The organism is Jeotgalibacillus salarius (assembly GCF_004405125.1).
GTDB lineage: Bacteria > Bacillota > Bacilli > Bacillales > Jeotgalibacillaceae > Jeotgalibacillus > Jeotgalibacillus salarius.
The window spans coordinates 76,062-94,957 of the sequence record NZ_SORX01000008.1; the positions used below are offsets into that span (position 1 = coordinate 76,062).

The following is an 18,896-nucleotide window of genomic DNA, read 5'->3' on the forward strand; positions in this document are numbered from 1 at the left end:
GATCTCATCAAAGCTAAATACCAACTGTCCGGGAAGCCTTCCCCTTCCCGGACAGTATTCTTATTCGTGATAATGAATAAAATTACATTTTTATTTATATTTATTCACTAAATCTTTGTTTATAAAAGACACACAGCGTAGATTTTGGCGGAAAGCGTCCGCCTGCAACGGAAATCAAAAGTAAATTCTATATTCAATATTAAGGAGGCGGTTCTCATGAAAGGAACATTGTCACTGTCGAACGGACAGTCATTTGAAGGCTCATGGAAAGGTGCGGTTAAGGATGTGCAGGGAGAAATCGTCTTCTTCACCGGAATGACGGGCTATGAAGAAGTGCTGACTGACCCTTCCTATCACGGTCAGATTATTGTTTTCTCTTATCCACTCATGGGGCAATACGGTATTCAGGACATTAACCTGGAATCAGCAGCTATTCAGCCGGCAGGTATTGTTGTGACTGAGCTTTATGAAGGCACACTTGAAAGAGGTATTTCTCTTTTAGAATTCTCTGTACTGCATAACGTCCCCATTATGACGGGCGTGGATACGCGCTCAGTCATTCAGACAATTCGTGAAGACGGGACGATGCAGGCTGTGATGCAGCTTGAAGGCAAACCGCTTCCTGCATGGAAACCGATCCGTACGTTTGTTGTGCCTCATGTAACAGCTAAAAAAGCCGTGACATATGGCGAAGGGATACCTCATATCGGATTAATCGATTTTGGCTATAAAAAGTCTATTTTACAGGCGCTGCTTGATCGTGGGTGCACAGTTACTGTGTTTCCGTACACCGTTTCGACAAGCGAACTGATGACTGTTCCTTTAGATGGTCTGCTGTTTTCTAACGGACCTGGAGACCCTGCTTCTCTCATGCATAAAATAGATGATTATCGCGCGTGGGCGAATGCTTATCCTTCACTCGGCATCTGTCTTGGCCATCAATTGCTGGCAATTGCTTTTGGTGCATCTACTGAGAAGCTGGCATTTGGTCATCGCGGGGCAAATCATCCGGTCATAAATGTCAAAACGAAGCGCGTCAGCATGAGCTCACAAAATCACAGTTATGTCGTGACAAAGAACTCTCTTCCGGCAAATGTGGAAGCACTTTATATCAACGTAAATGACAGCAGTGTAGAAGGATTGCAGCATAAGCATCTGCCACTGCTGACCGTTCAGTTCCACCCTGAGGCATCACCAGGCCCTGCTGAGCATCATGAAGTGTTTGATGAGTTTTTTAAATTGATTCAACAGGAAAAGAAGGTGTCAGCACATGCCTAAACAGCAGGAAATTAAGAAAGTACTCGTCATTGGTTCAGGCGCAATCGTGATTGGTCAGGCTGCTGAATTTGATTATTCCGGCACGCAGGCCTGCACCGCACTTCGCGAAGAAGGCATCGAAGTCATCTTAATCAATAACAATCCCGCAACCATCATGACAGATGAAACGACTGCTGATCGCGTTTATTTCGAACCGCTCACCGTGGAAAGCGTGAAAGACATTCTTGAAAAAGAAAAGCCTGATGGTCTGCTGGCAACGGTTGGCGGTCAGACGGGGCTCAACCTTGCGATGGCACTGACTGATCAGGGCATTCTTGCTCACTATGGCGTAAAGCTGCTCGGTACAGATATCCATTCGATTAAACAGGCGGAGGATCGCGACGCTTTCCGTTCTCTGATGAACAAGCTCAATGAACCGGTTCCTGACAGTGAAATCATTTACAACGAAAAAGAAGCGCTGACTTTCGCTGAGTCCTGCGGCTACCCGCTCATTGTCCGTCCCGCCTATACACTTGGAGGATTCGGCGGAGGAATTGCCTCTGATGAAGAAACGTATTTAACACTTGTGAAGCAGGGCTTATCAGCAAGTCCGATTCATCAGTGTTTGGTCGAGAAAAGTATTGCAGGCTATAAAGAAATTGAATATGAAGTGATGCGCGATGCTGCCGGCACTTGCATCACGATTTGCAACATGGAAAACCTTGATCCAGTCGGCGTACACACCGGAGATTCAATCGTGACCGCACCGAGTCAGACGCTGCATGACAAGGAATACCACATGCTCAGAACATCTTCTATTAAAATCATTGAAGCGCTGGGTATTGTTGGAGGGTGTAACATACAGTTCGCACTTCATCCTTCAAGCGGTAAATACTTCCTGATTGAAGTGAACCCTCGTGTAAGCCGTTCGTCTGCTCTTGCATCAAAAGCGACGGGCTATCCGATTGCGCGTCTGGCTGCAAAGCTTGCGGTTGGCTATCACCTGCATGAGCTGAAAAATCCGGTTACCGGTACCACATTCGCAAGCTTTGAGCCTGCACTCGATTATGTGACAGTTAAAATTCCGCGCTGGCCTTTTGACCAGTTTAACAATGTAAACCGCAAACTTGGCACGCAGATGAAAGCGACTGGTGAAGTGATGGCGATTGAACGTTCAATCGAAGCAGCATTTCAAAAAGCCATCCGCTCACTTGACCAGAAAATTGACGGGATGTTCCTCCCTGCCTTATCAGGATTTGAGACCAAGGCACTTGAAACACTTGTAAAAGAGCCGGATGATCGCCGTTTATTTGCGATTTTCGAACTTTTAAAAAGAGGTATTTCAACCTCCACGCTGCACAGCTGGACAAAGATTTCGCCGTACTACCTTTCCGTGCTGTCACGCCTGGTCAAAGCGCAGAATTCCTATGAAGATCTTACATGGCTTGAAGTCACGAAGGACAAAATGCTGGAAGCGAAAAAGCTCGGATTTACAGATCAACAGCTTGCATCGTTTTGGAATGTCCCAACTTCTTTTATCAAACAGCAGCGTATGAAATGGGACGTGACGCCGTCTTACAGAATGGTTGATACGTGTGCAGCAGAGTTTGAAGCGAAAACAAATTACTTCTACTCAACCTGGAGCGGGTCTTCAGATGAGCGCAGCAGTAACAAACCGAAAGTAGCTGTTATCGGCTCCGGCCCGATACGGATCGGTCAGGGAATTGAGTTTGACTATTGCTGCGTACACAGCGTGCTTGCTCTTCAAAAAATGGGCTATGAAGCTGTCTTAATTAATAACAACCCGGAAACAGTCAGTACAGATTACGAAGTAGCAGATGCCCTTTATTTTGAGCCGTTATGTGCAGAAGATATTATGAACGTGCTTGAATTTGAAGGCATTACGGCAGTCATCGTGCAGTTTGGGGGTCAAACGTCCATTAATGTTGCAAAAGAACTTGAAGATGCAGGCTATCATATACTTGGCTCATCATCTGAGGTACTTGATGAAATGGAAGACCGCGACCGTTTCTATTCATTTTTGAAAAATGCAGGACTGCCTGTTATCCCAGGCTTCACAGCTAACCAGCCTGCTGAAGTGTGGCAGGCTGCAGATGACCTGAGCTATCCAATCCTGCTCCGTCCTTCCTATGTGATTGGCGGCAGCGGCATGATCAAACTGAACAGCGACGAAGAGCTCGAATCTTATTTAGCAACAGCTCAGATCGAATACCCTGTCCTTGTTGATAAATTTTTACAAGGAAAAGAAGCTGAAGTCGATGTCTTATCTGATGGTAAAAGTGCATGGGTCGCAGCGGTTTATGAACATATAGAAGGAACGGGTGTGCATTCTGGAGACAGTATCGCTGTAACACCTCCACTGTCACTTTCCGCATCAATGCTCGATCAGGTTTGCGATACCGCAGTTCATATTGCAAAGAAGCTTGATTTCAAAGGCTTATTCAACATTCAATTTGTCTGTCAGGATAGCGGACTGTATGTGATTGAAATTAATCCGCGGGCATCAAGAACGGTGCCGATCAGCAGTAAATCAACAAATGTACCGCTCGTACAGCATGCAACAGCATTGATGCTTGGCAAAGAGTTAAATGATCTTGGTATTTCGCAAACCTTCAATGGACAGCGTGGATTTACAGTTAAAGCACCAGTATTTTCACATATCAAATTGCCTGGCCTTTCACCTGAACTGACGCCTGTTATGACATCAACGGGTGAAGTGATGGCGTCTGACAGAGATCCTGAAATCGCGATGAAAAAAGCCTTATCCGGAGCAAGCCAGCAGCTCGCTGACTTATGGAGCGGCGGCAGCATTTATATAACAGACAAAACAGAGAATATGTTAATCAAATCATGGGAGGAAAAAGGCTTTGAGGTCTTCACTCCTGAAAAAGCCGACTTCAGTCAATGGATGGATCGTGATGATAAAAAAGCAGTCATTTCACTTGAAGCAGATCCGTCAGTGATTAGAATTGCCTCCATTCATCGCCTGCATGTCTGGACCAGAAAAGAAACCGCGGAAGCATTTTTCAATACGCTTCCCAAAAAAGGAGTTTTCGTATGAACATGCTTATCCCCACAATTCAGCATAAAGATTTACTGACGCTGAGAGACTATACAGCAAATGAGATACTGGAATTAATTGAACTTGCAGTTGAACTGAAAAAACCGGAAAATAAGCACCTCCCGCTTTTACAGGGTAAGGTGCTTGGGATGATTTTCGAAAAGTCGTCTACCCGAACACGCGTATCTTTCGAAGCAGGGATGCTGCAGCTCGGCGGCCACGCAATGTACCTGAGTACAAGAGATATTCAGATGGGTCGCGGCGAAACGATCGCTGACACCGCACGCGTGTTGTCCGGCTATCTCGACGGCATCATGATCCGGACATTTGCACAAAGCACAGTGCAGGAACTCGCTGAAAACAGTTCAATTCCCGTGATCAACGGGCTGACAGATGACTATCACCCATGTCAGACACTTGCAGATTTACAAACCATCTATGAAACTTTCGGCTCTTTCAAACATAAAAAAATGGCTTATATCGGTGACGGCAATAACGTTGCTCACTCTCTGATGATCGGCGCTGCAAAGACGGGTATGCATTTCACACTCGCCTGCCCGGCCGGATACGAACCTGACGCAGAGATCTTGGCCTACGCACAGGCAGAAGGTGTTAAGACAGGGGCATCCATTACTGTTACACATGATCCTGATGAAGCTGCTTCCGGTGCCCACGTGATATACACTGATGTATGGGCAAGTATGGGCCAGGAAGAAGAACAGGCTGTAAGGTTAAAAGCATTTGAAGGTTTTCAGGTAAATGAACAATTAACCTCGCACGCAGATCCTGACTATATTTTCATGCACTGCCTGCCCGCTCACCGTGAAGAAGAAGTGAGCACAAGCGTACTCGAAGGTACTCATTCAGTGGTCTTCCAGGAAGCTGAAAACAGACTTCATGCGCAAAAAGCATTGCTTGTAGCGCTCATGGGACACTGACTTAGAGCTTGAGTGCGGATTTGTGAGCTTTTGCGGCGAATTCGTGAGTTGGGGAGATGAGTTTGTAAGGATCAGACTCCCTTTTGAGAGGATCTTTATCAAGTTTGTCGGCTCACACCATGACTTTGTGAGCTTAGTGACATTTGACTCATCTGTGCCCTTCACTATTTACTAAAATCAAGCACTTCATGCCTTAAGGAAGCCCTGTCTTCCTGGCGTGAAGTGCTTTATATTTGTCTCGAGCACACAAACGATCATAATCACTTCTGTATGGCGATATACTGGCAGTATGATATAATAAACGGCATCTATATTGGAACGGAGGCAGACTGAATGCTGACTTTTGAAGAAAAACTTGAGATCATTGAATCATTTAACGAATTGACAAGGCACAACGTTTCCCTCGGACGGGTTAACTTCCATTTTGAAGGAAGTATCCGCGAGAAGAAAACCGTTGTCTATCACCTTCACCCGAACGGCAACGGATTCGTATACACAGCTCACTTAAACGACTACCCATCTGACGCGAAAGGGATGACAAATATCCGTGATTGTAACGCAGAAGATCTGCGCAGCATGATCGCGGCGTCAATCGACTCTCTTTTAACAGAGGAACTGGCTGATTTTGAACCGTTCTCAGATGAGCCATGGGTCAACGCAAATGGGCAGGAGCTTATTTTGACGCGTGAAGATGCTGACACGTGGAGTGTCTATGCTGATGAAATGCTGGATGGCATTTTCACAACTTACGATGAAGCAGCTTCATACCTGGATCAGGAAGGCTTTTCGAAAAAAACGCGCTGATGGCGCGTTTTTTTATTTGGGTTGGGGGATGGTTCATGAAATGATGTGCGGTGTTCAGGAGATTACTCATAAGTTTCATGAAATCATCTTGGGTGTTCATGAAATTACCCTTATGGTTCAGAAGATTTCAGCTGTCTTTCATGAAATTATGTAATTCACCCTACTCTCACCAGTCTCCCACACAAAAAAACCCGGAAACAAGCATCTCTGCTCGCTCCGGGTCTCCTTTACGCGGTATTATAAACGATCTTTATTTCTAAAGTGGTTCTCTTCCATCAGCAGACGGCGTTCGCGCTCTTCTTTATCGAGCGTTGCGTCATGAGATGGTTTTGTACGGTCACGATCACGTGATGTACTTCCCTCATCTTCATGCTTCTGATGTGCATGATTGTTCGGATTCTGCTCAGATACATCTTCCTGGCCACGCAGGCGTCCCTTACTGTCTGCTTCAGCTTCAACATGCTTATCGCTGTTCGACTGACTGCGGTCCACCCATACAGATTCCTGACCGTCAACAACGCGTCGATTATGGTCAGCTCCACCTTTTGACTCTGGCGGTTCTACTTCTTCCTGACGATGTTTTCCTGAAGGGTCGCCCTGGTAGTTCGGCTGATCAGGTCTTACCTGCCCACGAGGTGTTCCGGCATCAACTGCGTCAGGAGAGAACTCTTCCTCACCCTGACCGCCACCATATTGCTGCTTGTCATGTTCTGACGGTTCAAAGATTTTACCACGATCATCCGGCGCGCGGTATTCACCTGGCTCCTCATCATGAACGTCTGCTGCTGCAGCATCTTTATGATTTGAATGACTTGATGTTCTCTGTTCTTCAGCACGGATCAGGTCTTCCCTGCTATCATTGACCGGCTGAGTCGGCTCCGGATTATCAATGTTTGGGTCTACATAGCGGTCACGATCACCAAGCGCTCTGTCATGGTCCACGCCCGCTGTATTATGATCCGTCTGTTCTGCAAGTGGTCTTCCGGCACCCTCTGCAGCTGATGTATGAGTATTTTTTTGTTCATTAGTAAAGTTTGTTCCGCTCACCTTATGATCTGCCTGCGAATCCGGATCAAGTCCACCGGCTGCCGGGCTGACATAATCATCATTATCATCTGCGTAAGCATTATCCGCATATAATAAAAATGCGCCATTTCTTACTTCATCGTAGTAACGTTCTGCATCCTGTTTGTCCATTCCCATCCGGTCAAATGCTTCACGTACTGAAGAATCACCGGCTACGAAAGCTTTAAACTTGTCCCACCAGTTTCCTTCTACTGCTTCGATATCGGCATCCGTGCGGCCTCTGACAAGTGAGAGTTCATCTTTATCACGGGCTACAACGTACATATCGTTTTCTTTATATCCTTGCAGTTTCAAGTCTTCGATCTTCTTTAAAACGTCCTGCTCAGAATGAAATGTTTCAACAAAGTTTTTTGACATGGTATTTCCTCCTTAGGGTCGCTCTAGTTTTTCAGCATAGTTTGGAAATACCCTGTCTTTGAATAATTAAAACAACTTGAAGCTCTTCGTAATGGTAAATACTGATATTTACCTACTATTTGTAATATTTGTTATAAATGGTTCACTATGTTTCAGGTGAACCTTTTCCACTTCTGTCACCGCCCTGCGTTACGTTCACCTCGAACGAACCGTTAATAACAACTTCACTACTAGGATCACGTCTTTTTAGTATATTGTTATAATTCTACCCTACAAACTTTTTCTTAAATATAATTATATTGGAGGCAAATACATTAACTAAATATAGCTAAATTTATGATGATATTTTAATAGAAATTTCAATGTAGCGGAGCGAAGGGCGGTGAATCCGGGACGATTAGTTGGAAGGGGAGAGACCCCACAGTCGAAGGCGAGGAGGTCTGACGGAGCCACAAAACGGCTCATCCAGGAAAGCATCCATCCGAAGCACAGCGAACCGTTAATACAAAAAAACCCGGAACCAATTAAGCTCCCGGGTCTAACAGTCAATTATTCTTTATTCATTTCATTCGGATGAGGACCTTTACGCGCACCGCGGTCGAGGTCGTTGATGCTCTTGAATTCGTCCGCAGTCAGTGCGAAATCAAACACGTCGAAGTTAGATTCGATGCGTGATGGTGTAACTGATTTTGGAATTACAATGCTGCCTGACTGAAGGTGCCAGCGGATCACGACCTGTGCCGGTTCCTTGCCATACTTTTCAGCAATGTTGCGGATAATATCATCTTCAAGCACTTCTCCACCCTGCATGAGCGGGCTCCATGCTTCAAGGAAAATGTCATTCTTCGCACAGAATTCCTTTAATTCAAGCTGCGCATGGTAAGGGTGGCACTCTACCTGATTCAATACAGGTTTTACCGTGCACTCATCCATCAGTCGCTGAAGATGTTCGATTTCAAAATTACATACGCCAATTGCTTTTACTTTGCCATCTTCATACAGCTTTTCAAGCGCTTTATATGTTTCTACATATTTATCTTTTTCAGGCATTGGCCAGTGGATCAGATAAAGGTCTACGTAATCAAGTCCGAGTTTTTCAAGGCTTGTTTCAAGCGCCTGAATTGTGCTGTCATAGCCCTGGTCTGCATTCCAGACTTTTGTTGTAATGAAAAGCTCTTCACGGGGTACGCCTGATTCTCGGATTCCCTGTCCTACAGCTTCTTCATTCTTATAAATCATCGCAGTATCGATTGAACGATAACCTGTTTCGATTGCCTTTTTAACAGAATCGACACCAGTCTGATGGTCTTCAACCTGCCATACACCCAGGCCGATTTGAGGCATTTTTAATCCATTATTCAATGTAACGATATCCATGTTAAAAACTCCTTTCGAATATGAAAATCCAAATCAAGTATATACATGTCTCTTTTCAAAGTCACATTCTATGTTATTTCCGTTTACGAAATATATTAAACATTACTTCAGTACAAATCGTCTGATCGCTTCCGCAACACCGTTTTCTTCATTAGAGTGAGTGACCCAGTCAGCCGCTTCTTTCACTCTCAGCTGTGCATTAGCCATTGCAACACCAATACCGGATTCTTTAATCATGGCCAGGTCGTTCAGACTGTCTCCTACTGCCATCACCTGATCCATTTCAATGTTCAGACGCTGACAGACCTTACGGATCGCGGCAGCTTTATTAATTCCTGCTGCGTTTACTTCTATGTTTGTCGTGCTTGAGTTTGTCACTTCAAGTTCTTGACGTTTTGAAAGTTCATGCCAGATTGATTCCCGTACTTCATCGTCTTCAATGTCAAATCCAAATTTCAGCCATTGATAGTCGTGAATGTTTGTTGGAAAGGTGGTATTTTTATTCCACACACCTTCTACTGTAGATGACCAGAAATGCGTATCATGCTTCAGCGCCATTTCAAGCATGAATTCAACGTGAGAAGAATCAATCATTGTCCGTTCAATTAACTCGCGCTCCGGATTCCAGATCTCTCCTCCATTTACGGTAATCAGGTAGGTGGAGAGTCTTAACGAGTCAACAATATCCTGAGCGTACAAAAGTGGACGTCCTGTGCTGACCATAACTGCTTTGCCTTGTTCCTGCGCCATTTTAATCGCCGCTCTATTTTCTTCAGATACACTGTGATCATTTCTGAGAAGTGTGCCGTCCATATCTAAAGCGATGAGCTGTATATCTTTTTTCATGTGTATCCCCTTCCAAATCTTCTGTCTACAATTATAGCCGTTTCACTGGTCAAAATCGACCCGGACCCTTTGTGAATCATCGCTTCCGAAAAAAGTTTCGCTCTTCAAAATACTATGACATACATAATACTTTAAAAGATGTATAGACAAGATGACGCTTTCATGTTTTCATAGTGTTAGCCCTTCTATCCTCCTGGGTTTTTAAGAAGGAATACATATGAGATCCTCATTTACGAGCATTAACACCTATTTAATACAATGAAAACCATTTCAATTGACCTTATTTGTCTGAATTAAAAAAATATTAAGAATTTTTTTATTAGGTATTGAAAACGATTTCATAATGTTATATAGTTTAGATGTGAAAACGATTTCATATGACTTCACAAATGGAGGTGTTCCTATAGGAGGGTCAGCGCGTGTACACCATTAAAGACGTGGCATTAAAAGCTGGGTTGTCACAGGCTACCGTATCAAGAGTGATTAACAATCATCCGTATGTCAGTGAGGACAAAAAGCAGGCTGTACAGAAAGCGATGGTAGAACTGGGCTACGTCCCAAACTCTTCCGCTCAGAGGCTGCGCAACATAAAAACAAAAAAAGTTGCTGTGTTGATCTCGAGAATCGTGAATCCGTTTTTCAGCCAGCTGGTCGATGCAATGGAACAAAAAGCAGCCAAACATGGGTATCAGCTGATCTTGTGTAATACAAGAATCAGTCCTGAAAAAGAACTGGATTACTTTCAGCTTCTGCAGTCCAAACAGGTCGACGGCATTATACTGGCAGCTGCTGAAAACAAGTGGGAAGCAATTGCCCCTTATACAAAGTACGGAACTGTCATTTATTGTAATGAATACGATCCTAATGCAACAGTCACGAGAGTCCGTCTCGATCAGGTTGAAGGCGGATATATTGGTACTAAGCACTTACTCGACAAGGGACACAGGAAAATCGGTTACTGCCAGGGGAATGACAGCAGCGTTTCTGTCAACCGCCGTAAAGGTTATTTGAAAGCGATTACAGAAGCCGGGATTGAACCTAACCCTGAATGGATGTTTAAAGACGTCTTTACTGTTGAGAATGGAAGAGAGATTTTCAGACACATTGCCACAATGGACAATCCCCCTACCGCCTTTTTCACAGGAAGTGATGAAGTTGCTGCAGGGATGATAAAAGAAGCACAGCTTAACGGCTGGAGAGTTCCGGAAGATCTTGCGGTTGTAGGGTTTGACGATCAGCCAATTGCAACGCTCATGGATCCTCAATTCACAACGATCAATCAATTCACTTCAAACATTGGAGAAAAAGCGATGGAAGTGATGCTTGAGATCATTGAAAAAAAACGTGAAAACAAGGCAGAAGACATTCTTCTTCCTTTGGAATTAATTGAAAGACAATCAACATAAAAAATAAGGGGGCTTTACTTTATGAAACTTTGGAACAAAAAAGTAGCTGGTGCTACTGTATTGACAATGAGCTTACTTCTTGCAGCATGTAGCGGAGATGATGAATCAACAGACACTGGAAACAATGACACGGATGGTGGCGGAGATGACGGTGCTTCTGAAGAGCAGGAGCAGGTAACGATTACTTATGCTGCCGGTGTTGACGTAACAGGTGCAACAGACATTCTGATCGACGAGTTCGAAGCTCAAAATCCGAATATCACAGTTGAATACCGCGAAATGCCTGCAGATACAGGCGCTTCTCATGACCAGTACGTAACCATGTTCAGTTCGCAGGATGCTTCAATTGATGTATTTGATGCAGACGTAATCTGGCCGGCTGAATTTGCACAGGGTCAATACGCACTTGAGCTGGATCGTTTCATTGAAGAAGACGGAATCAATATGGATGACTACTTCCCTGGTACTGTTCAGTCAGGTAACTTCAACGGCCGTCAGTATGCAATGCCGAAATTTACTGATGCCGGTCTTCTTTACTACCGTACAGACATCGTTGAAGAGCCACCTACAACGTGGGATGAGCTAATGACAATGGCTGGTGAACTTCAGGGTGAAGCAGGAACTGAATTTGGTTACCTGATGCAGGCAAATCAGTATGAAGGAATGGTAACAAATACAATTGAATTCATCGCTTCTCATGGTGGACAGGTTGTTGACGAAAACAACGAAGTCGTTGTAAACAGCCCGGAAACAATTGCAGGGATTCAGACAATGATCGATATCGTTAACTCTGATTTCGTACCAAGCAACATCTTAAGCTTCCAGGAAACTGAAACAAATAACGCATGGGTTGGCGGACAAGCAGTATTTGCACGTAACTGGCCTTACATGCAGTCAACTTCAAATGACGAAGAAGCATCTGAAGTTGCAGGTAACGTAGGATTCGCAACACTTCCTGAAGGAGAAGCAGGAAGCGCAGCGACACTTGGCGGATGGATGACAATGATTAACCGTTACTCAGAAAACCAGGAAGCTGCATGGGAATTCGTTAAGTTTATGACTGGCGTTGAAGGACAGACAATCAGTGCAGTTGAAGGCGGACGTGCACCGACAATTGAAGCACTTTACGATGAGCCTGAAGTTCAGGATGCTGCAGCACTATTTGCTAACGAGCAGTTTGTTGAAACACTTCAGAACGCTGTACCAAGACCGGTAACACCGATCTATCCACGTATTTCTGACATCATGCAGGTTCAGCTTTCACAAGCACTTGCAGGAGAAATTACAGCTGAAGAAGCAGCTGCAAACATGCAGGAAGAAATGGAAGCAGCAATGGCAGAATAAATTAAAGGCGTAAGGCGCTTGGTCAGCTTCGACAGGCATAAGACGGGTGTGAGAAATGGGGGCACTTCCCCATTTTCACAGCCAGGATTATGACCCGAGGAACCAGCGTCTGGAGCAAATGTAAAGTACAACATGACAACAGGACGAAGGGGGGGTGTTTTTCACCTCCCCTTCTCTTGATTAAAAACCACCATTCTATCAAAAAGTAGGTGAAACCGTTGAAGTTTCAATTGAATGAAAAGCAGCTTGGCTATGCAATGGTCGCGCCAGCTCTGATCCTTGTTATACTCGTTACACTTTGGCCGGTTGCGCAATCATTTTATAACAGTCTATTTGACTATCGTCTGAATGACCCATCAAGGTCAGAGCGTTTCCTCAGTTCAAATATGGACCTTGAGCGCTATGCAAATGACTACTTCTACCTCTCACGCGATCTTGAAGCACTCGAAGGTCAGTCTCCGGATCCGGATGATGCTGCAGTAGCAGCTGAAATCAGCCAGGAATTTGAAGCGTATCACGCTGAACTACTGGAAATGGACGGTTTAGCTGAACAGTACGAAGAAGTGGAAGGTATGATTGCTTCTTTTACTGCAATTTCAGATCGTGACTTAAAATATGCTTCAGTTGAAAATGACTGGGCAGAAGATTTTAAAGCATTTTTGGATGATGCAAACGAACAGCTTCTGACCATTTCCAATGAGTCTGAAAATGAAGAGTTCTCTACTACAGCAGGAAATGTTGCAGGTTCACTGGATTCAGTAAATACTGCGGTCATTGAATCAAACTTTATCGGGTTAAGTAACTATCAGCGTTACCTGACAGATGGGCGCATGTGGCAATCACTTAGTAATACAATGATTTTCACACTCGTTTCAGTATTCGTTGAGCTTGTACTCGGTTTAATGATCGCACTTCTAATCAACCGTGCATTTATCGGACGAGGAATTGTCCGGGCATCTGTACTGATTCCGTGGGCGATCCCGACAGCAGTAGCCGCAATGATGTGGGGCTTTCTGTATGATGGCCAGACAGGAATCGTGGCTCATTACTTTGAACAATTCGGATTAATTGATGATGCTTCTGTACTCCTTTCTACAGGTGCAGGTGGTATGTTCTCAGTTATTTTTGCAGACGTATGGAAAACAACGCCGTATATGGCCCTTCTATTACTTGCAGGTCTTCAGACTATTTCAGGATCGCTATATGAAGCAGCTGAAGTAGATGGTGCAGGGAAGTGGCAGCAATTCTGGCAAATTACGCTTCCACTATTAAAGTCTTCTATTCTGGTAGCATTATTGTTCCGTACACTTGATGCATTCCGTGTATTCGACCTGATCTTCGTACTAACAGGCGGTGGACCGGCGAATGCAACTGAATCAATCTCAATCTATGCTTACATTACGCTGTTCTCGCAATCCAATTTCGGAGCAGGTTCTGTACTGTCAGTGATCGTATTTATCTCAGTAGCGATTATTTCAACACTATTTATCAAATTTATCGGGTCGGATTTATTCGCCGGCAAAACGAATCGATAAGGAGGAATCAAGATGAACAAGCGTGCAGGAATAGGCTTCTATATCTTTCTGGTCGTGTTTGTATTTTTCGTGATGTTCCCTTTCATCTGGGTTTTCCTCACGTCGATCAAACCGCCGGGCGAAATTTTTAACAACTTCAACTGGTTCACAGCAGACCCTTCTCTAGCGTCCTATGAAAATGCTGTAACGAACAGACCGCTTTTCAGATATATGTGGAACAGTTTCGTTGTATCAACATTAACAACACTCATTGCAATCGGATTTGCTTCGATTGCGGCTTACGCTTTGACGCGTCTGCCGATCAGATTTAAAGGTGTCATCTTAGGGATCATTTTAGCTGCATCTATGTTCCCGCAAATTGCGATCATTTCGCCAATTTATAACTTTGTTACAGCTGTTGGCCTTCGTAACAGCTATATGGGTCTTGTGATTCCGTACATTACGGTCTCCCTCCCTCTCGCAATCTGGATTCTCGCAACATTCTTCCAGAAGATTCCGTGGGAGCTTGAGGAATCAGCAAAACTGGATGGTGCATCACCTTTCCAGACGTTCAGAAAAATTATTTTTCCGCTTGCAGCACCTGGTGTATTTACAACAGGGATCCTGGTGTTCATCGCAGCGTGGAATGAATATTTATTTGCATTAACAATCAATACGTCAGATGAATGGCGTACAGTTCCTGTTGGAATTTCATTCTACCAGAGTCAGTTTACGATTCCATGGGGAGACATTTCAGCTGCGACTGTTATTGTAACCATTCCTATTGTTATACTGGTATTGATTTTCCAAAGAAGAATTGTTGCCGGACTGACTTCAGGTTCAGTGAAGGAATAATCATGAGTGTGCCGGGTCCATATGAGGTCCCCGGCCCTCTTTTTGATTCAAGTTAGATGAAACAGTGCAAATCTTTACTTATCAGTTAATAAATCTGTTAAAGTATAGGAAGCGGTTGCATATACAACCTATCCTATTTTAAGAACGCTTACATTAATAAATGAAGGAGTGTTTCGAGCTATGAACGTTACGGTTTGGAATGAGTTTAGACATGAGAAGAAGCATGATGCAGTCAAGGAAATTTATCCTGACGGCATTCACAGTGTCATTGCAGCTGCACTTGCTGAGCATGGCTATGATGTGAAAACGGCTACATTGGATGAGCCTGAACATGGTTTAACTGAAGATGTATTAAATAACACTGATGTTCTTTTATGGTGGGGTCATCTTGCGCATGAAGAAGTAGATGATGCGATTGTTGAAAAAGTACAGAAGCGTGTATGGGAAGGCATGGGCCTGATTGTCCTACACTCTGCTCATTTCTCTAAAATCTTCAAAAAGCTGATGGGTACGGGCTGTGATTTAAAATGGCGTGAAGCAAATGAGCGCGAGCGCCTTTGGGTAGTAGATCCGAGTCACCCGATTGCTGACGGAATTGGTGAGTATATCGAGCTTGATGAAGAAGAAATGTACGGTGAACATTTTGATATTCCCGCACCGGACGAGCTGATTTTCCTAAGCTGGTTCCAGGGTGGAGAAGTATTCAGAAGCGGTGCGACTTTCAAACGCGGAAACGGTAAGATCTTCTACTTCCGCCCAGGTCATGAAACGCATCCGACATACCACAACAAACAAATTCAGCAGGTCATTGCAAATGGCGTAAAGTGGGCAGCTCCAACTAAGCGTGACTACCCTGTTTACGGAAATGCAAAGCCGATTGAAAAGCTTGAAGGATATAAGGAGGACTAATCTATGGCGAAATTAAAAATTGGCGTTGTTGGTGCGGGAAGTATTGCAAAGCACCGGCACCTTGCTGAATACGCAGCTAATGATAACGTAGAACTTGTAGCGATCTGTGATATCAACGAAGAACGCGCAAAAGAAATGGCAAAAAAATTCGGTGCAGCGCAAACGTTTACCGACTATAATGATCTTGTAAAACTGGACCTTGATGCAGTCAGTGTCTGCACACCCAACTACCTTCACGCGCCTGTATCAATTGCTGCGCTTGAAGCTGGCAAACATGTACTTTGTGAAAAGCCAATGGCAACCAGCGAACAGGAAGCAGATGACATGATCGCTGCTGCTGAAAAAGCCGGTAAACTTCTGATGATCGGTCACAATCAGCGCTTTGTTGCTTCACATCAGAAAGCACAGGAGTGGATTGCTGCAGGTAAGCTCGGCAAAGTATACAGCTTCCGTACTGCTTTTGGACATCCTGGTCCTGAAGGCTGGAGTGCTGATGGCAAAGACAGCTGGTTCTTTAATAAGGATCAGGCATTTATCGGTGCCATGGGAGACCTTGGTGTACACAAAACGGATCTTGTCCGCTACATATTAGGTGAAGAAATGACAGAAGTGGCGGCAATGGTCGAAACCAGCGCGAAAGAAAACACAGACGTCGACGACAACGCTGTACTGGTGCTGAAAACTGAAAGCGGTATTATTGGTACACTGGCAGCAAGCTGGTCTTACGAAGCTGAAGATAACTCAACTGTGATTTATGCAGAAAAGGGTGTACTCCGCCTTGAAGACGATCCTGAATACTCAGTCGTTTTCAACAAATCTGACGGAACAAAAGAAGAGCTTTCACTCGGAAAAATCCAGTCAAATGACGAAGGCGGTCAGGTTTCTACGGGTGTCATCGATCATTTCGTCGATTCAATTTTAGCAGGAACACAGCCTTTAATTGATGGAGAAGAAGGAAAACGTTCTCTTAAAGTCATTTTAGGAGCACTTGAGTCTAACAAATCCAAACAGATTGTAAAGTTGTAGGTGATTGTTATGGATAAATTAAGAGTTGGCATTATTGGAGTCGGAGGCATCGCGGTATCGCGGCACCTCCCCTCCTTTCTTGCGTTAGGAAACGATGTTGACGTGACAGCTGTGTGCGATGTGAACGGCGAACGCGCCAAAACTGTTGCGAGAGACTATCAGATTCCTTATCACACAGATGACTACCACAAGATTTTTGATAAAGTCGATGCAGTCACAATCTGCACACCGAACAAATTTCACGCAGAAATTGCGATTGCTGCACTCGAAGCCGGCAAACACGTATTATGTGAGAAGCCAATGGCGATGACAACAGCTGAGTGCAAGGCGATGATCGAGGCGTCTGAACAGGCAGATAAAATACTGATGATCGCCTATCACTACCGCCACACGAAAGAGGCTGTTGCTGCGAAACGATTTATCAATGCAGGGGAAATTGGTCGTCCGCTCGTGTCACGTGCACAGGCCATCAGACGCCGAAAAGTTCCCGGCTGGGGCGTATTTACAAATAAAGATCTCCAGGGCGGCGGCAGTCTGATTGACTTTGGCTGTCACTTCCTTGACCTTGCACTTCACCTGATGGACTTCCCTGAGATTGCTGAAGTATCAGGCGCGACTTACAATGAATTGAGCCGACAGGACGATGTTGTCAATCAGTGGGGTAAATTCGATCCGACGACATTTGAAGTCGATGATCATGCTACTGCTTATATTAAATTTAAGGACGGTGCCACACTGCTGTTTGAAACATCGTGGGCAGCGAACCTGGCGGATGATCAGGAAACCGTTACAGTATCCGGGACAAATGGCGGGCTGGATGTTTATCCATTAAAACTTTATCAGGCTAAATACGGCATGCTGCTTGACCAGGAAGCCTACTGGATTTCTGACGATGAGAACCCGGGACTTCCCCAGGCAATCAACTTCCTTGAAAGTTGCCGCGGTAACCAGCAGCCGGTTGTAAAACCTGAAGAAGCGATGATCGTTTCCAAAGTCATTGAAGCAATATACGAAAGCAGTGAGACTGGTAAGGCAGTAAGGTTTTAATCTTATAAAGTAATGGAGGTAATCTTATGAAATTAGGCGTATTTGCAGTATTATTTGCACAGAAACCCTTTGAAGAAATGCTTGATTACGTAAAAGATTCAGGTCTTGATGCAGTCGAAATCGGCACAGGCGGATATCCGGGCAATGACCACTGCCCAATCGATGAGCTGCTTGAAGATGAAGGCAAACGTAAAGAATATCTTGAAAAAGTTACATCACGCGGCCTGACAATCAGTGCATTCAGCTGTCACGGCAACCCTGTCAGCCCTGATGAAGCCTTCGCAAAAGAAAGCGATGAAGCACTGCGCAAAACAATTAAGCTTGCAAAGCTATGCGGCGTTCCTGTTGTAAATACATTCTCAGGAACACCTGGTGCTGATGCAGAAGCTAAACACCCAAACTGGCCTGTATCACCATGGCCAAATGAATACGGCGATATCTTCAAATGGCAGTGGGAAGAAAAACTGATTCCTTACTGGAAAGAAATTGCTGAAATCGCAAAAGAAGCAGACGTAAAAATCGGTCTGGAGCTGCACGGTGGATTCTCCGTTCACACGCCTTATACAATGCTGAAGCTGCGTGAAGCGACGAACGAATACATCGGCGCAAACCTTGATCCAAGTCACTTGTGGTGGCAGGGAATTGATCCTGTAGGTGCAATCAAAATTCTTGGAAAAGAAAATGCGATTCACCACTTCCATGCGAAAGATACGTATATCGATCAGGACAACGTCAACATGTACGGACTGACTGACATGCAGACATACGACAAAATCCAGACACGCGGATGGAGCTTCCGCTCAGTTGGTATGGGACACCCTGCAGACGAATGGGGCCGCATCATCAGCGCACTGCGCACATACGGCTACGACCACGTCGTCAGCATCGAACATGAAGACCCAATCATGAGCATCGAAGAAGGCTTCCAGCGCGCAGTTCAGACACTGAAGTCAGTGAATATCAAAGACCAGCCAGCAGATATGTGGTGGCTATAAGAAAAGCGGAGGCGAGCATTTAGGGGCGTATGCGGTGGACTGAAGCGATTAAG

At 44.7% G+C, this 18,896-nt stretch carries 15 protein-coding genes; 12 read left to right on the top strand and 3 right to left on the bottom strand.

Annotation, left to right across the window (positions count from 1 at the left end):
* The first annotated feature begins 216 nt into the window (after positions 1–216).
* The 4 genes from E2626_RS13315 (at position 217) to E2626_RS13330 (ending at position 6,081) form a co-directional block, all read left to right on the top strand.
* Positions 217–1,278 carry a carbamoyl phosphate synthase small subunit gene (locus tag E2626_RS13315; protein WP_134382271.1) on the top strand — a complete coding sequence of 354 codons (1,062 nt, stop codon included), beginning with the start codon at positions 217–219 and terminating at the stop codon, positions 1,276–1,278.
* Positions 1,271–4,339, top strand: a complete 3,069-nt coding sequence (locus tag E2626_RS13320; RefSeq protein ID WP_134382272.1) for a carbamoyl phosphate synthase large subunit — start codon at positions 1,271–1,273, stop codon at positions 4,337–4,339. The genes E2626_RS13315 and E2626_RS13320 overlap by 8 nt, the downstream gene beginning before the upstream one ends.
* Positions 4,336–5,277, top strand: a complete 942-nt coding sequence (argF, locus tag E2626_RS13325) for an ornithine carbamoyltransferase (RefSeq protein WP_134382273.1) — start codon at positions 4,336–4,338, stop codon at positions 5,275–5,277. The genes E2626_RS13320 and argF overlap by 4 nt, the downstream gene beginning before the upstream one ends.
* A gap of 333 nt (positions 5,278–5,610) precedes the next feature.
* Entirely contained in the window at positions 5,611–6,081 is a 471-nt protein-coding gene (locus E2626_RS13330) for a hypothetical protein (protein WP_134382274.1), read from the top strand.
* A 237-nt stretch (positions 6,082–6,318) separates the two neighbouring features.
* On the opposite strand, the gene E2626_RS13335 is transcribed toward E2626_RS13330, so the two are convergent.
* The 3 genes from E2626_RS13335 to E2626_RS13345 all read right to left on the bottom strand — a co-directional run bounded on the left by E2626_RS13335 (position 6,319) and on the right by E2626_RS13345 (position 9,747).
* Entirely contained in the window at positions 6,319–7,524 is a 1,206-nt protein-coding gene (locus E2626_RS13335; protein WP_134382275.1) for a YflT domain-containing protein, read from the bottom strand.
* 549 nt (positions 7,525–8,073) lie between these two features.
* A complete protein-coding gene (locus E2626_RS13340) occupies positions 8,074–8,901 on the bottom strand; it encodes an aldo/keto reductase (protein WP_134382276.1) in 828 nt (275 codons plus the stop codon).
* 102 nt (positions 8,902–9,003) lie between these two features.
* Positions 9,004–9,747 (bottom strand): Cof-type HAD-IIB family hydrolase, encoded by a 744-nt coding sequence (locus tag E2626_RS13345; RefSeq protein WP_134382277.1) that lies wholly within the window; start codon positions 9,745–9,747, stop codon positions 9,004–9,006.
* Positions 9,748–10,166: 419 nt separating this feature from the next.
* Here E2626_RS13345 and E2626_RS13350 point away from each other — a divergent pair, with 419 nt between their 5' ends.
* From E2626_RS13350 to E2626_RS13385, 8 genes are all read left to right on the top strand, one after another.
* Entirely contained in the window at positions 10,167–11,153 is a 987-nt protein-coding gene (locus E2626_RS13350) for a LacI family DNA-binding transcriptional regulator (protein WP_134382278.1), read from the top strand.
* A gap of 21 nt (positions 11,154–11,174) precedes the next feature.
* Positions 11,175–12,497 (top strand): ABC transporter substrate-binding protein, encoded by a 1,323-nt coding sequence (locus tag E2626_RS13355; protein WP_134382279.1) that lies wholly within the window; start codon positions 11,175–11,177, stop codon positions 12,495–12,497.
* A gap of 257 nt (positions 12,498–12,754) precedes the next feature.
* On the top strand, positions 12,755–14,032 hold the full coding sequence (locus E2626_RS13360; RefSeq protein ID WP_134382350.1) for a carbohydrate ABC transporter permease: 1,278 nt from the start codon (positions 12,755–12,757) through the stop codon (positions 14,030–14,032).
* A 12-nt stretch (positions 14,033–14,044) separates the two neighbouring features.
* Positions 14,045–14,866: a carbohydrate ABC transporter permease gene (locus tag E2626_RS13365; RefSeq protein ID WP_134382280.1), complete on the top strand. Its 822-nt coding sequence runs from the start codon at positions 14,045–14,047 to the stop codon at positions 14,864–14,866.
* Between the two features lie 180 nt (positions 14,867–15,046).
* On the top strand, positions 15,047–15,775 hold the full coding sequence (locus E2626_RS13370) for a ThuA domain-containing protein (protein WP_134382281.1): 729 nt from the start codon (positions 15,047–15,049) through the stop codon (positions 15,773–15,775).
* A 3-nt stretch (positions 15,776–15,778) separates the two neighbouring features.
* Complete coding sequence (locus E2626_RS13375; protein WP_134382282.1) at positions 15,779–16,801, top strand: Gfo/Idh/MocA family protein; 1,023 nt, start codon at positions 15,779–15,781, stop codon at positions 16,799–16,801.
* 9 nt (positions 16,802–16,810) lie between these two features.
* Entirely contained in the window at positions 16,811–17,848 is a 1,038-nt protein-coding gene (locus tag E2626_RS13380; protein ID WP_134382283.1) for a Gfo/Idh/MocA family protein, read from the top strand.
* Positions 17,849–17,874: 26 nt separating this feature from the next.
* Entirely contained in the window at positions 17,875–18,843 is a 969-nt protein-coding gene (locus E2626_RS13385; protein WP_134382284.1) for a sugar phosphate isomerase/epimerase family protein, read from the top strand.
* Positions 18,844–18,896 lie beyond the last annotated feature (53 nt).